The 13,839-nt window shown below is 65.9% G+C and carries 13 protein-coding genes; 7 read left to right on the top strand and 6 right to left on the bottom strand.

Annotation, left to right across the window (positions count from 1 at the left end):
* Window positions 1-18 precede the first annotated feature (18 nt).
* Window positions 19-528 carry a GNAT family N-acetyltransferase gene (locus VB618_RS17650; protein ID WP_329798044.1) on the top strand — a complete coding sequence of 170 codons (510 nt, stop codon included), beginning with the start codon at window positions 19-21 and terminating at the stop codon, window positions 526-528.
* Here the strand turns inward: VB618_RS17650 and VB618_RS17645 are convergent, their stop codons facing one another.
* From VB618_RS17645 to VB618_RS17630, 4 genes are read right to left on the bottom strand one after another with little or no spacing between them, the layout of a single operon-like run.
* A complete protein-coding gene (locus tag VB618_RS17645) occupies window positions 529-2,601 on the bottom strand; it encodes a hypothetical protein (RefSeq protein ID WP_329798043.1) in 2,073 nt (690 codons plus the stop codon). It abuts the gene before it with no gap.
* Between the two features lie 17 nt (window positions 2,602-2,618).
* On the bottom strand, window positions 2,619-5,423 hold the full coding sequence (locus VB618_RS17640) for a DUF4159 domain-containing protein (RefSeq protein ID WP_329798042.1): 2,805 nt from the start codon (window positions 5,421-5,423) through the stop codon (window positions 2,619-2,621).
* A 3-nt stretch (window positions 5,424-5,426) separates the two neighbouring features.
* Window positions 5,427-6,353 carry a DUF58 domain-containing protein gene (locus tag VB618_RS17635; protein ID WP_329798041.1) on the bottom strand — a complete coding sequence of 309 codons (927 nt, stop codon included), beginning with the start codon at window positions 6,351-6,353 and terminating at the stop codon, window positions 5,427-5,429.
* Between the two features lie 10 nt (window positions 6,354-6,363).
* Window positions 6,364-7,380, bottom strand: coding sequence for an AAA family ATPase (locus VB618_RS17630; protein WP_329798040.1), 1,017 nt, complete (start codon window positions 7,378-7,380; stop codon window positions 6,364-6,366).
* Window positions 7,381-7,581: 201 nt separating this feature from the next.
* Here VB618_RS17630 and VB618_RS17625 point away from each other — a divergent pair, with 201 nt between their 5' ends.
* The 4 genes from VB618_RS17625 to VB618_RS17610 are packed head-to-tail and all read left to right on the top strand — an operon-like array spanning window position 7,582 to window position 10,317.
* A complete protein-coding gene (locus VB618_RS17625) occupies window positions 7,582-8,181 on the top strand; it encodes a DUF1285 domain-containing protein (RefSeq protein WP_329798039.1) in 600 nt (199 codons plus the stop codon).
* Entirely contained in the window at window positions 8,181-8,819 is a 639-nt protein-coding gene (locus tag VB618_RS17620) for a CoA pyrophosphatase (protein WP_329798038.1), read from the top strand. The genes VB618_RS17625 and VB618_RS17620 overlap by 1 nt, the downstream gene beginning before the upstream one ends.
* Window positions 8,816-9,073, top strand: a complete 258-nt coding sequence (locus tag VB618_RS17615) for a DUF6111 family protein (protein WP_329798037.1) — start codon at window positions 8,816-8,818, stop codon at window positions 9,071-9,073. The genes VB618_RS17620 and VB618_RS17615 overlap by 4 nt, the downstream gene beginning before the upstream one ends.
* Entirely contained in the window at window positions 9,070-10,317 is a 1,248-nt protein-coding gene (locus tag VB618_RS17610) for a CCA tRNA nucleotidyltransferase (RefSeq protein WP_329798036.1), read from the top strand. The genes VB618_RS17615 and VB618_RS17610 overlap by 4 nt, the downstream gene beginning before the upstream one ends.
* On the opposite strand, the gene hemF is transcribed toward VB618_RS17610, so the two are convergent.
* The gene (gene hemF, locus VB618_RS17605; RefSeq protein ID WP_329798035.1) at window positions 10,314-11,210 is read right to left on the bottom strand and encodes an oxygen-dependent coproporphyrinogen oxidase; all 897 of its coding nucleotides are present in this window, start codon (window positions 11,208-11,210) and stop codon (window positions 10,314-10,316) included. The genes VB618_RS17610 and hemF overlap by 4 nt on opposite strands.
* 11 nt (window positions 11,211-11,221) lie before the next feature.
* Window positions 11,222-11,701: a tRNA (cytidine(34)-2'-O)-methyltransferase gene (locus tag VB618_RS17600; protein WP_329798033.1), complete on the bottom strand. Its 480-nt coding sequence runs from the start codon at window positions 11,699-11,701 to the stop codon at window positions 11,222-11,224.
* A gap of 255 nt (window positions 11,702-11,956) precedes the next feature.
* Here VB618_RS17600 and petA point away from each other — a divergent pair, with 255 nt between their 5' ends.
* The gene (gene petA / locus VB618_RS17595; RefSeq protein ID WP_442931844.1) at window positions 11,957-12,520 is read left to right on the top strand and encodes a ubiquinol-cytochrome c reductase iron-sulfur subunit; all 564 of its coding nucleotides are present in this window, start codon (window positions 11,957-11,959) and stop codon (window positions 12,518-12,520) included.
* 24 nt (window positions 12,521-12,544) lie between these two features.
* Window positions 12,545-13,825: a cytochrome b gene (locus VB618_RS17590; protein WP_329798031.1), complete on the top strand. Its 1,281-nt coding sequence runs from the start codon at window positions 12,545-12,547 to the stop codon at window positions 13,823-13,825.
* Window positions 13,826-13,839: the final 14 nt, after the last annotated feature.

Below are 13,839 nucleotides of genomic sequence, written 5' to 3'. Positions count from 1 at the left end.
CTTCGCACGAGTCCGTCCATGACTGAGCTCTCGCTCCAGATCCGCACCGAGCAACCCATCGATTCCGAGGCCATCGAGCGCCTGCACGAGCGCGCCTTCGGCCCAGGCCGCTTCGCCCGCACCGCCTCGCGCCTGCGGGAGGGAGCGTCTCACCTGCTCGACCTGTCCTTTACCGCCATGGTCGGCACGCTGCTGGTTGGCTCCATTCGCATGACGCCGGTCATGGCCGGGGAGGAGCCGGCGCTGATGCTCGGGCCGTTGACCGTGGAGCCGGCCTTCGAGAGCCGCGGCATCGGGGCGGCCCTGATGGGCCGGTCGCTGGAAGCCGCCAGGGCCAAGGGACACACCCTGGTGCTGCTGGTGGGTGACGAGCCCTATTACAGGCGCTTCGGCTTCAAGCACATTCCGCCCCAGCACCTGCAGCTTCCAGGTCCGGTCAATCCGTCCCGCTTTCTCGCACTTGAGCTGGAAGAGGGAGCGCTGGCCCGCGCGAAGGGGCTCGTGAGCCCGCTTCCCGCAAACGGCTGATCAGGCCCGCCGACGCCCCTCGATCAGCCAGGCAGCCAGGGTCGAGCCGATCAGCAGCACCAATCCGATGAAGCCGAGCGCCATCGGGAAGACCGAGGCACCGCGCACGATGGCGCTGTCGCTTGGCTTGATGCCGATCCAGTCGCCGCCGGCAAAGCGGGAGCCCGAATGCACCGCAATGATGCGGGGCAGGGTGATGCTCTGGTCTCCTGCCATCGCCACACGCCGGACCGACCCGCCCGTTGCCTGAGCGATGGGCTCGAGAGCCTCGGTGTTGCTGAACACGTCCATCAGCTCGCGCGGATTGGCCGGCCCGATGCTGACGAAGGCGATGAGATCGCCCGAGCGCACCGTGTGCAGGCCGAGTTCGCGGCTCGCTACCTGGGCGGTGAACAGGCCGGGCCGGGATTCGGTGAGAGGCACGCTGCTTTCCGCGCCGCTCGGCGCTATGAGGGTCACCGGAGCGGCCGCCTCCGCCATGGTCTGCCGGTCAATGCGGATGTCGCGCCCCTGCGCGCTGGCCCGCAGGGCTTCCTCCTCAAGGGCCGGCTCCTTCATGAGCCAATGGGCGAGGCGGCGCAGCAGGTCGAGATGCGGTCCTCCCTCCTGATAGCCGCGGGCCCACAGCCAGGCGTGGTCTGAGAGCAGGAGCGCCACGCGGCCCTTCTCCTCCCGGCGCAGCACGAGGAGGGGCAGATCGTTGGCCCCCGACATCAGGGTTGAGCCCGATTGCACCTGCGAGCCGATGATGCGCAGCCACTCGCCCCAGGCGGGCGGCGATTGCTCCGATCCCGGCAGGTCGCGGGTCACCGGATGGCGGTCGCCGGTATCGGTGATTTCCGCCTTATAAGGCTGCTCGATGATGCTCCCGTTAGGCTGGCCCGGGATGATGGGCGAAAGCCGGGTCTGAGCCAGGCTGCCATAGCTGGCGAATTCCGGTCCCGCCGCCACGAGGATCGCGCCGCCTTCGCGCACATAGCGCACGATGTTCTCGAAATAGCTCGATGGCAAGATGCTCTGGTTGGCGTAGCGGTCGAAGATGATCAGGTCGAATTCCTTGATCTTCTGCTGGAACAGCTCGCGGGTCGGGAAGGCGATCAGCGACAGCTCGTTGATCGGCGTCCCATCCTGTTTCTCCGGCGGGCGCAGGATCGTGAAATGAACGAGGTCCACGTTGGCGTCCGACTTCAGCAGATTACGCCAGGTCCGCTCGCCCGCATGGGGCTCACCGGAGACCAGAAGCACGCGCAGTTTCTCTCGGATGCCTTCAATGGGGATGACGGCCCGGTTATTGGCCTGGGTCAGCTCGTCGGCTAAGCCTTCCACTTCGAGTTCCACCACGTTGGTGCCGCCATGCTCGATGCGCACGTCGAGGGTGAACGGCGTATCGGCCTGCACCTGCTGGCGGGTGAGCACCTGCCCGTCCCGGCGCACCGTCACCAGGGCCGAGCCCGTGCCGCCGCGCTCCATCACCTGAGCGCGGATGGTCTGGTCCTTGCCGACGATGCCGAAGCGTGGAGCTTCCAGAAGCTTGATCTGCCGGTCGCGCTCGTCGGGCCGGCCGGTGATCAGCGCATGGAGAGGCGCCCGGAACCCGAGCCCTTCCACGTTGGGCGGGATGTCATGGACGACGCCGTCGGTGACGAAGATCACGCCGGCGAGACGATCCGGCGGCACGTCGGCAAGCCCGTTGGACAAAGCTGCGAACAGGCGCGTGCCGTCGTCGCCGCTGCCGTCGTCGGCTTCGATGAAGCGCGGATCAACATCGGCAAGCGAGCCGAAGCGGCGCTCCAGTTCGGCCCGCACCTGATCGGTCATGGGAGAGCGGTCGCCCAGGGTCTGCGAGGTGGAGCGGTCGATGACCACTGCCACGATGTCCTTCACCTTTTCCCGGTCCTCCTGCACCAGCGCCGGATTGGCGAGCGCCAGGAGCACGAGGCCGAGGGCGACAGCCCGGAGGATCGCCACAGGACCGCGCGTGACGAGCGCCAGAATCGCCAGCAGGGCCACGACGGCGCCGAGCGCCCAGAGGGCGTAATCGGGAATGAGGGGTGAGAAGCTGATCGAAAGCACCAGATGAATCCTTAGCCTTACTGCCCGAGACGTTCGAGCAGGGCCGGCACGTGCACCTGGTCGGCCTTGTAGTTGCCGGTCAGCGCATACATGACGATGTTGACGCCGCTGCGATACGAGAACTCTCTCTGACGCTGGTCGCTGCCGACGACAGGGTAGAGCCATTCGCCCCGCGCTCCCACGGCCCAGGCGGCCGCGAGATCGTTCGACGTGATGATAATCGGCGAGACGCCATCGCCGGAGCGGGCCGGACGGTTGCCCTCGCCCTCTGTCTGCGGCGGCAAGGCTTCGACCCAGGTCTGACCGGTGGAATAGCGGCCGGGGAAGCTGTCGAGGATGTAGAAGGTTTTGGTGAGCACGTGATCGACCGGCACGGGCTCGATCTCCGGAATGTCGAGGCCCGCGAGCAGCCGGCGCAGATACTGCCCCTCCGCAGTGGGCGCGCCGTCGAGGCGATTGCCGAAGGCATCGCGCGTATCGAAGATCACGGTGCCGCCGCCCTTCATGAAGGCATCGAGACGCCGGATCGCGGCCTCCGACGGGATGGGCCGGTTCGCCACGATGGGCCAGTAGATCAGCGGATAGAATGCCACCTCGTCCCGCGACAGGTCGATGCCGATGGGCTCGCCCGGGGACAGGGCGGTGCGCTGGCTCAGCACCTGCGTCAATCCAGCGAGACCCGCCTTGCTGGTGTCGTCGACCTGCGAGTCTCCCGTGATCACGTAAGCGAGCCGCGTCACGAGGGCAGGGCTGGAGCTTTCCATCGTCATGGACGACCGGCGCTCCTGCGCGCTCGCATCCGACACCGGGTTGAGCAGCATGGCCGAGCCGAGCACGATCGCCGCCGCTGCACCCGCCTTCCGCAGGCGGCCGGAGAGGTTGGACAGGTGACCGCCGAGCCAGAGCGACGCGATGGTATCGGCGACGAGCAGCAGCAGGGCCAGCATGAACAGCGGCATGCGCAGGTCGACCGTCTGGGCTCCGGCCAGCGGGGCGATCCGGGCGTTGAGAGAGGCGAAGTTCAGCGGTGCCAGCCGGTCGCCCGGCAGCAGCGCATTGACCGCGAGGCTCGAATCCACCGGGCCGTAGAAGCCGGGCGGATGCTCGCCCGTGGCCCGCTCGGCAAAGTTGCGCGTCACGGCACGGGCATTGGCCGGCGGCAAGATGTAGATGCCATAGCCATCGAGGGTCAGACGGGGCGCCACGGTCTCGTTCTCCGCGTTGCGGGATTCCGCGTTCAGGTCGTTCGATGCACCGGCGAGAGCCGTGATCCGGCGCAGCATGTCGACGAAGAGGCCCGACAGGGGCAGGTTCGACCAGGTGGTGTCGGCGGTCACGTGGAAGAGCACGATCATCCCGTCGCCGCGCTTGTCCGCCGTCACGATGGGTGTGCCGTCGGCCAGCGACGCCCAGGTCTTCATCGGCAGGTCGCCATCGGGCTCCGCGAGGATCTGGCGGCGGATGCCGATCTCTTCCGGCACCGTGAGGCCGAAGAAGGGGCTCTCGCGGGTGAAGGGTGCGAAGGTCTTGGGAGTGTCCCAGGACAATGTGCCGCCAAGGCTGCGCCCACCGCGGCGCAGGCGCACCGGAACCAGTTCGTCGTTGCCGGCGGACAGCCGCGAGCCCGCGAAGCGCAGGAGCATGCCGCCCTGTTCGACGAAGGCCGTGACCTTGCCGAGCGTCTCCCGGTCGAGACCGCCCACATCGGCCAGCACCAGCACGGAGACCTGCTCGTCGATGAGCTGGTTCACTGAATCCGCCACGCCGCCGCGTCCCGCGCGGATCTCGGAGTAAGGCGCGAGGGCCCGCTCGATGTAGTAAAGAGGCGAGAGGAGAGGCTGGGCCTGGTCCGAGGTGCCGCCGAACACGAGACCGACGCGGCGGCGCTTGCCGCGCTCGTCGAGCAGGTGGACGGCACCGGCCGAGCCTTCGCCGAGGATCTCGATGCGGGCGATAGCGTTTCGGATCTCGGTGGGCAGATCGAACGCCACTGTGGTCTCGGTGGCGTTGGCCTCAAAGGAGAAACGCATGTCGGCGAGCGGCAGGCTCTTGAGATCCAGAACCCGGACAGTGCCGGAGTCGCGCCCATTCGGTTCCGGGCGGACGAGCCTGACATTCATCTGACCGCTGGCATTCTCCACGCCGGCAACCGCAAGGGCTGGAGCGCGCTCCGCTTTCAGAACGGTGATCCGCTGACCGTCCGCCATTGGCGCCAAACCATCGATGAAGCCTTGCCCGTCAACGCCCGCGACCCCGTCGCTGATCCAGACGATATTGGCGTCAGGCGTCGATTCCAGGAAGCGCCTGATGGATTCGAGATGAACCTGGCGGTCCTGCAGATGCGGCAGGGGCTTGAGGGAGCGCAGGCGCTCGAGCGCTGCGGCGGGGCTTGATGGCTCGATGGCGGTGGGTGTCTCGGCCGTTGCCACAAGAGCCACCGTGCGCCCGTCGCGTCCTGCCGCCTCTATGCGCTCGGACGCCAAGTTCATGCGCTCGCGCCAGTCGTGGGCGGCGGCAAAGCCGTTGTCGAGCACGATCAGGAGCGGCGAGCGGTTGTTGCCCTCAGCCAGAGGATTCCAGATCGGCCCGGAGGCAGCGAGGATCAGGAAGGCGGCCAGCAGCAGCCGCAGGAGCAGCAGCCACCACGGCGTACGGGCAGGCATTTCCTGCTCGGGCCGGAGATCCGCCATGATCCTGAGCGGCGGAAAATCCACGCGCTTGGGCTGCGGCGGCGTGATGCGCAGGAGCAGCCAGATCGCCGGGAGCGCTGCGAGCGCCGTCAGGACGAGCGGGACGGTGAAGGTGAGAGGCAGGCCCAGCATTGCTCAGCGCCCCCCCACACCGGCACCACGGGAGGTCGCCACCAGGGTCATGAGGCGAAGTGCTGCCTCGCTCGCCGGTCGGTCGGTCCGGTGGATGGTCAATGTCCAGCCGCGGCGGCGCGCCAGCTCCTGCAACTCCGCCCGATGCTGCTCGATCCGAAGCCGATAGGCTTTACCCCAGGACGTGGCATCGCCGATCCGGAGCGACAAGCCGTCTTCGAGGTCGTGCAGAACCGCCTGTCCCTGGAATGGGAAGGTCTCCTCGACGGGATCGACGATCATCACCAGATGCCCACGCGCGCCGCGGGAAGAGATGCCCTCGATCATGGTGGCGATGTCGCGCGCAGGCGACAGGAAATCGCTGATCAGGATCGCTTCGTGCTGCGGCGCCACAGCGGCCTGCGGGGGCAGGTCCTCCTCCAGGGAGGCGCGGTCCGCCACCAGGGTCTGTGCCATGGTTTCCGCAATGCGCCGGGTGGCGCGCGGAGACATCAGCCCGAGCATGCCCACGCGCTCGCCGCCTTCGACGAAGCAATTGGCCAGAGCCATTCCCAAGACGATGGCACGCTCGATCTTGGGCGCCTGGGCGAGGTCCGAGGCGTAGCCCATCGAGGCGGAGCGGTCGATCCAGAACCACACGGTCTGGGCCGTCTCCCATTCGCGCTCGCGCACATAGAGCCGGTCGTCCCGGCCCGAGCGGCGCCAGTCGATGCGCTGCGCGGCCTCGCCGGCGACGAAAGGACGGAACTGCCAGAAGGTCTCGCCGGTGCCGGCGCGGCGGCGCCCGTGAATGCCATGGGCGAGGTTGGCGGCCACGCGGCGGGCTTCCAGCACGAGGCGCGGCATCCGGTGGGCGAGGGAGAGAGCGTTCTCCGTCTCGACCCGGCCCGGCGAGCGAGCGCTTTCGGGAAGGACCCGGACACGGGCCATGACGATGATCCTAGCCTGCCAAGCGCGAGGTGAGCCGGCCGATGACGCTTCCGATCGTGTCTCCGTCCGCACGGGCCGAGAAGGTGAGCGCCATGCGGTGCTTGAGCACCGGTTGGGCCAGCGCCACCACGTCGGCGATGGAAGGCGCTACGCGGCCCTCGATGAGCGCGCGGGCGCGCACGGCCAGCATCAAGGCCTGGCTGGCGCGGGGGCCGGGCCCCCATAGGATCTTGTCGCTGACGCCCTCGATCCGGTCTGCTTCCGGACGGGCCGAGCGCACGAGATCGAGGATCGCCTCGACCACGCTCTCGCCCACGGGCAGGCGGCGGACGAGGCGCTGGGCATTCATGAGGGCTTCGGCATTCATGACCGTCGTCGGCTTGCGGTCCTCCGCACCCGTGGTTTCGATCAGGATGCGCCGCTCCGCGTCGCGGGTCGGGTAGCCGACATCGATCTGCAGCAGGAAGCGGTCGAGCTGAGCCTCGGGGAGGGGATAGGTGCCCTCCTGCTCGATGGGGTTCTGCGTCGCCAGCACGTGGAAAGGCTGCGGCAGGTCGTGCCGTTCGCCGCCCACTGACACGTGATGCTCCTGCATGGCCTGCAGCAGGGCTGACTGGGTGCGGGGGCTGGCGCGGTTGATCTCGTCGGCCATCAGCAGCTGAGCGAAGACCGGGCCCTTCACGAAGCGGAAGGAGCGGCGGCGGTCGGCGCCTTCATCGAGGATCTCGGAACCCAGGATGTCGGAAGGCATGAGGTCCGGGGTGAACTGGATGCGGCGGGCGTCGAGGCCCAGCACGGTCCCTAGCGTGTCTACGAGCTTCGTCTTGGCGAGGCCTGGAACGCCGACCAGGAGGCCGTGACCGCCGGCCAAAAGGGTGATCAGCGTGAGATCCACCACGTCTTCCTGGCCGAAAATGACGGTGTGAATGGCCTCGCGGGCGCGGCCTACAGTCTCAAGCGTCGCCTCCGCGCTGCGGATGATCGCGTCGTCCAAGGCGGTGGGCGCTTGAGCAATGCTGGCCGTCATGAGGTCATTCTCCCTCTCATACGCATGTGCCCCCGGTAGCTAGTCTGCCTTTTATCCTGGTCGATAGGCAAGGGTCGATGCGCCGCAGCATTGAACCCATGTGGAGTGGACGAGACAAGCGAGGACTCTATGCTCTAGGAAGTAACAATCGACAGCCGTTCGTCGATCCCGAAAGTTGAAAATCATGTTCACGCTTGCGTCATGACCGGTCCTTCGCCTGTCACACCCGGAATTGCCCTGGCCCGCCTGACCGAGGCGCTCGGGTCCGATTCAAAGCGGAAAGGCCCCCCTCCGGTCGAGCGCTGGAACCCGGCCTATTGCGGCGAGATCGACATGCGCATCGCGGCCGACGGCACCTGGCATTACATGGGCTCACCCATCAACCGGCCTGCCCTCGTGAAGCTGTTTTCGACGGTTCTGCGCAAGGATCCGGAGCGCTATGTGCTCGTCACGCCGGTCGAGCGGGTCGGGATTACGGTGGAAGACGCGCCCTTTCTGGCCGTCGAGATGGCCGTCGAGGGTGAGGGAGAGAGCCGGCAGATTGCGTTTCGCACCAATGTGGACGACCTCGTGCAGGTCGGGCCGGATCATCCTCTCCGTTTCGAGCAGGACGCGAATGGCGGCATCAAACCTTACGTGAAAGTCCGAGGGGAGCTGTGGGCCCTCGTGACGCGAAGCCTGGCCCTCGATCTGGTCGCCATGGGCGAAGAAAAGAACATTGATGGGGTGGATACCTTCGGGGTGATGGCAGGCGGTGCCTTCTTCCCCATCGCACCTATGTCCGAACTGGGCATTGCTTGATGCGCCTTGCTCCCCACGATGAGCCGGACTTTCTGACCCTGGCCGCCGAGCGGCTACGGCCGGAACCGCCGCATACAGAGGAGGCCCTGGCGAACCCTCGCGGCGATCACAGCCTCGACGAAGTGCCGCTGGTTTATCCGCTGACGCCGAAGCCTGCCGCGGTCCTGGTGCCTGTTGTCATGCGCGACGAACCGATGCTGCTCTTGACAGAACGAGCCGCGCATCTGCGCCAGCATTCGGGGCAGATTGCCTTTCCGGGCGGTCGGGTTGATCCGACCGATGCTTCGGTCCTGGATGCCGCCTGCCGCGAGGCGATGGAGGAGATCGGCCTCGACAGCCGCTTCATCAGCCCGCTCGGCTATCTCGATGCCTACCTGTCCACGACGAATTATCTCGTGATGCCGGTGGTGGCACGGATCTCGCCCTCCTACACGCTCAACATCAATCACGACGAGGTGGCCGATGCCTTCGAGGTGCCACTGAGCTTCCTCATGGATCCCGCGCGCCACGAGCTCCATTCCCGCGAGTGGAAGGGAAGGCTGCGCCGCTACTATGCAATGCCCTATCAGGGACGCTACATCTGGGGTGTTACGGCCGGGATCGTCCGCAATCTTTATGAGAGGCTCTACAGTTCATGACACGGGCGGTCATTCAGGGTTTGGTGCTGTTCCTGCTGCCCTTCGTCCTTTTCGGCGCTTATCTCGTCATTCGCCGGCGCAATCCGCTGCTCTGGTCCCACTGGAGCAGACAATCTGCGTGGCTCACGATTGCGGGCTTGAGCTTCGTGGTCATTTCGTTGATCGCGACAGCGCTCCTGGAGGAGCGCCAGACCGGTGCCTATGTACCGACGCGCGTCGAGAACGGGCGCGTCATTCCGGGGCATTTCCAGTGACGGAAGCCCTCGATCGGCAGGCGCTTGCGAGCCTTCTCCAGCGCCCCGAACTGCGCCGTCTCCTCGAGGTCTTCAACGATGGGGGCGAGGAGACGCGCGTCGTGGGCGGTGCCGTGCGCAATGCCCTGCTCGGACGGCCCGTGACGGAGGTGGACTGCACCACGACCATGCTGCCCGACGCCATCACGGAGCGGGCGAAGCGGGCCGGGTTCAAGGCGGTGCCGACCGGGATCGAGCACGGCACGATCACGGTGATTATCGACGGCGAGCCCTTCGAGATCACCACTCTGCGCGAGGATGTGGAAACCGACGGGCGCCATGCGGTGGTGCATTTCGGGCGCGATTTCGTGCGCGATGCCAAGCGGCGGGATTTCACCATCAACGCCCTGTCACTTGGGCGCGACGGCCAGCTCTACGATTATACCGGTGGCGAGTCGGATCTCGCTGCCCGGCGGGTGCGCTTCATTGGCGAGGCCCGCACCCGCATCCGCGAGGATTACCTGAGGATCATGCGCTTCTTCCGCTTCCACGCGGAGTATGCGGAAAGTGATCCCGATGCGGAAGGGCTGGCAGCCTCCGGAGCCGAGCGGCAGGGGCTTGCGATCCTCTCAAAGGAGCGGATTCGGCACGAGCTTCTCAAGCTCCTCGTCGCGACGAGGGCAGAGGAGACGATCCGCATTCTTGCCGATCACGGCTTTCTCACCGGCCTGCTCGGCGGCGTTGCCGAATTCGGCCGCCTTAGGCGCGTGGCAAACGATGATCGGGACAACCCTGTCGCAATTTGGCGGCTCGCTGCCCTTGCCGTATTGGTGGAGGAAGATGCGGAGCGCCTGCGGGAAGAGCTTAGATTGTCCAATGATGAGCACAAAAAGCTTGCCGCCTATGCCGGGCTTCTCAACCTCCTCAAGAGCTGGCCCTTGCCGCTCGACGCGACCGCTATCCGCCGTCTAGTGGCGGATCACGAGCCCGAGGCTTTGGGAATCGTCTTTGCCGCGACAGCCGGGGAGCCGTCTCCTGTCGTCCATGAGGACGCTCGCGAGGCGCTCGCGCGCTACCTGAGCAGGACTGAGCCCGTACCGATTTTCCCCTTGCGCGGAGCCGATCTCGTCGAGGGCGGCGTTCCGAAGGGGCCGAAGATCGGCGAAATGCTCGCCCGGGGCCGTCAGGCCTGGCTGGCGGAGGGCTGCCGGACAGATGAAAGCTATGCCCGAGACCTGCTCAGGCGGGTGCTGAAGCAGGCTTAGGGCCACCTCACCGTCGGCGGCATGGAGGAGAGGATCGACGCGATGTTGCCGCCGGTCTTCAGGCCGAAGATCGTGCCCCGGTCGTAGAGCAGGTTGAACTCCACGTAGCGTCCGCGCCGCACCTGCTGCTCGATGCGGTCCTCCTCCGTCCAGGGCTTGGTGACGTTGCGGCGGACGATCTCCGGATAGACCTTGAGGAAGGCCTCGCCCACGTTGCGGGTGAAGGCGAAATCCTGGTCCGGGTTTCCGGTCCAGTGATAATCGTAAAAGATGCCGCCAATGCCGCGCGGCTCGTTGCGGTGCTTGAGGAAGAAGTACTCGTCACACCACTTCTTGTACTTGTCGTACGATCCCTCCGGCGCGTGAGTGCGGCAGGCCTGTTCCATAGCCTCGTGGAACAGGACCGTGTCCGGGTCCTCCTGCGTGCGTCGCCTTTCGAGCACGGGGGTGAGGTCCGCCCCGCCGCCGAACCAGGGCTTCGTGGTAACCACGAAGCGGGTGTTCATGTGGACGGTCGGGACGTTCGGATTCCAGGGATGCGCGATGAGCGAAATGCCGCCGGCCCAGAAGCGCGGGTCCTGGTCGGAGCCGGGGATCTGGCCACGGAACTCGGGCGCGAACTCTCCATGCACCGTCGAGACGTGAACCCCCACCTTCTCGAACACCCGGCCGCGCATCATGGACATGACGCCCCCGCCGCCGTCTGCGCCGCTATGGTCCTTGCGCTCCCAGGGCGTGCGCTCGAACCGGCCGGGTTCCGCCGCTTCCAGGGGGAGGGGGTTCGTCACCTCGTCCTCCAGCGCCTCGAAGGCCGCGCAGATGCGGTCGCGCAGCAGCGCGAACCAGACAGGGGCCTCAGTCTGCAGGCGCGCGACGGCGGCTTGGTCGGTCATCAGGTCTTGCCTCACATCTCGGAAAGGGCGGGATCGGGAAACGAGCGGGTCTGCCGCAGGGCCTCGCCCAGGATCATGGCGGCGGTCACGGCCACGTTCAGGGAGCGCATCCCCGACTGCATAGGGATGAGGGTCCGCGCATCCGCCACCGCATGAACCTCATCCGGCACGCCGGCAGATTCCCGGCCGACAAGAACGATGTCGTCGGATCTGTACGCGAAATCGGCATAGGGGATCGCACCCTTGGTGGTGGCAAGGACGAGGCGTCCCTTGGTCTCCTGTCGCCATGCCTCGAAGGCCCGCCAGGAGATGTGACGGGTGATTGTTACATGGTTGAGGTAGTCCATTCCGGAGCGGCGCAGGTTGCGGTCGGAGACGTCGAAGGCCGCAGGTTCGATGATCTCGACCGGCACGCCGAGGCAGGCCGCCAAGCGCAGCATGGTGCCGGTGTTCTGCGGGATGTCAGGCTGGTAAATGGCAAGACGGGGCATGGCTTCGTCATCGTGGCAACGGGCTCCGCCGTCAAGGGAGCGCCTTGGCGACTTCGGGTCGGCGGCATTTTGAGGCACAGGCTGGAACAACTCCAATCCGACTATGGACAGGCGGGCTTGACCGTGCCAAAGAGCCACCGCGCGGCGACTCCCAGTCGCATTGCGCGCGCGTTGTCGTGTTCCATATCGGAACTCGTGAGCCGAATGCCTGGATTTCCAAGGCATTGCCGATGCGCGGTTCTCGTTTTTTGACCAATGCTGGAGAGCCAAGTGGCCGAGACCACCACTCATGTCGCTGAGCCGACACGGCGCGATTTTCTGTACATCGCCACAGGCGCAGCCGCCGCTATCGGCGGGGCCACCCTGGTATGGCCCTTCGTCCAGTCCTTGGCGCCCGACGCGGCGACGGTGGCTGCCGGCGCCCCTGTCGAAGTCGACCTGACCCCGATTGCCGAAGGCCAGATCGTGAAGGTTTTCTGGCGCGGCAGCCTGATCTTCATCCGTCACCGCACTGCCGACGAGATCAAGGCGGCTGAGGACGTGAACGTTGCATCCCTGCGTGACCCGCAGGCGGATGCTGCCCGCGTGAAGGAAGGCAAACCCCAGTGGCTCGTCGTTTACGGCAACTGCACTCATCTGGGTTGCGTGCCGCTGGGCCAGCAAGGTGAATACAAGGGTTGGTTCTGCCCGTGCCACGGCTCGGTCTTCGATACCTCCGGCCGCGTCCGCGGTGGACCGGCACCGACCAATCTGCCGATCCCGCCCTATGCCTTCATGTCCGACACGAAGGTCATCATCGGCCAAGAAGCCACGGCGTAACCCAAGCGACGATCAGGCGATACCATGAGCCAGCATCCTACAACCTATGTTCCCAAGAGCGCCTTCGGTCAGTGGTTTGAAAGCCGCCTGCCGGTCGCGGGCCTCGTCCACTCTTCGTTCGTCGCGTTCCCGGTCCCGCGGAATCTGACCTATTTCTGGACCTTCGGCGCCATCCTGGCCTTCATGCTCGTGTCGCAGATCGTGACCGGCGTGTTCCTGGCGATGTACTACACCCCGAACGCCGGTATGGCCTTCCAATCCGTCGAGCACATCATGCGCGACGTGGAATACGGCTGGCTGCTCCGGTATCTGCACGCAAACGGCGCATCGATGTTCTTCATCGCCGTCTATATCCACATCTTCCGGAACTTCTACTACGGTTCCTACAAGGCGCCCCGTGAGGTTCTCTACATTCTCGGCGTGATCATCTTCATCCTCATGATGGCCACGGCCTTCATGGGTTACGTGCTTCCCTGGGGCCAGATGAGCTTCTGGGGCGCCACCGTGATCACGAACCTCTTCTCGGCGATCCCGCTCGTCGGCGAGACGATCGTGCATTATCTCTGGGGCGGCTACTCGGTGGGCAACCCGACGCTCAACCGCTTCTTCTCGCTGCACTACCTGCTACCCTTCATGATTGCGGGCGTCGTCGCCCTTCACATCTGGGCGCTGCACGTGCCGGGCCAGAACAACCCGACCGGCATTCCGATCAAGTCGGGCAAGGACGCGGTTCCCTTCACGCCCTACGCGACGATCAAGGACATCTTCGCCGTTGTCGTGTTCCTGATCTTCTTCGCCTATTGGGTGTTCTACATGCCCAACTATCTCGGCCATGCGGACAACTACATCCCGGCGAACCCGGCCGTGACGCCCGCACACATCGTGCCTGAGTGGTACTTCCTGCCGTTCTACGCGATCCTGCGCGCCATTCCCGACAAGCTCGGCGGCGTCCTAGCGATGGGCGCGGCCATCGTGATCTGGGCTTTCATGCCCTGGCTCGATACCTCGAAGGTGCGCTCCACCGCCTATCGTCCGCTCTACAAGCAGTTCTTCTGGGTCTTCGTGGCCGTCTGCCTCGTGCTCGGCTGGCTCGGTTCCCGCCCCGCCGAGGGCTGGTACGTGATCGCCTCCCAGATCTGCACGGTCTACTACTTCGCCCACTTCCTGATCGTCCTTCCGGTGCTCGGCTTCGTCGAGCGTCCGCTGCCGCTGCCGAATTCGATCCTCGAATCCGTCATGGGCGTGCAGAAGGGCGGGGCTGGCATGCCGGTCGGCGCCAATGCCGAGCCGCAGTCCAAGGGCTGAACGGGAGCGTTGAG

Source organism: Microvirga sp. CF3062 (genome assembly GCF_036314045.1).
Lineage (GTDB): Bacteria > Pseudomonadota > Alphaproteobacteria > Rhizobiales > Beijerinckiaceae > Microvirga.
This window is presented reverse-complemented; position numbering and strand designations above follow the sequence as displayed.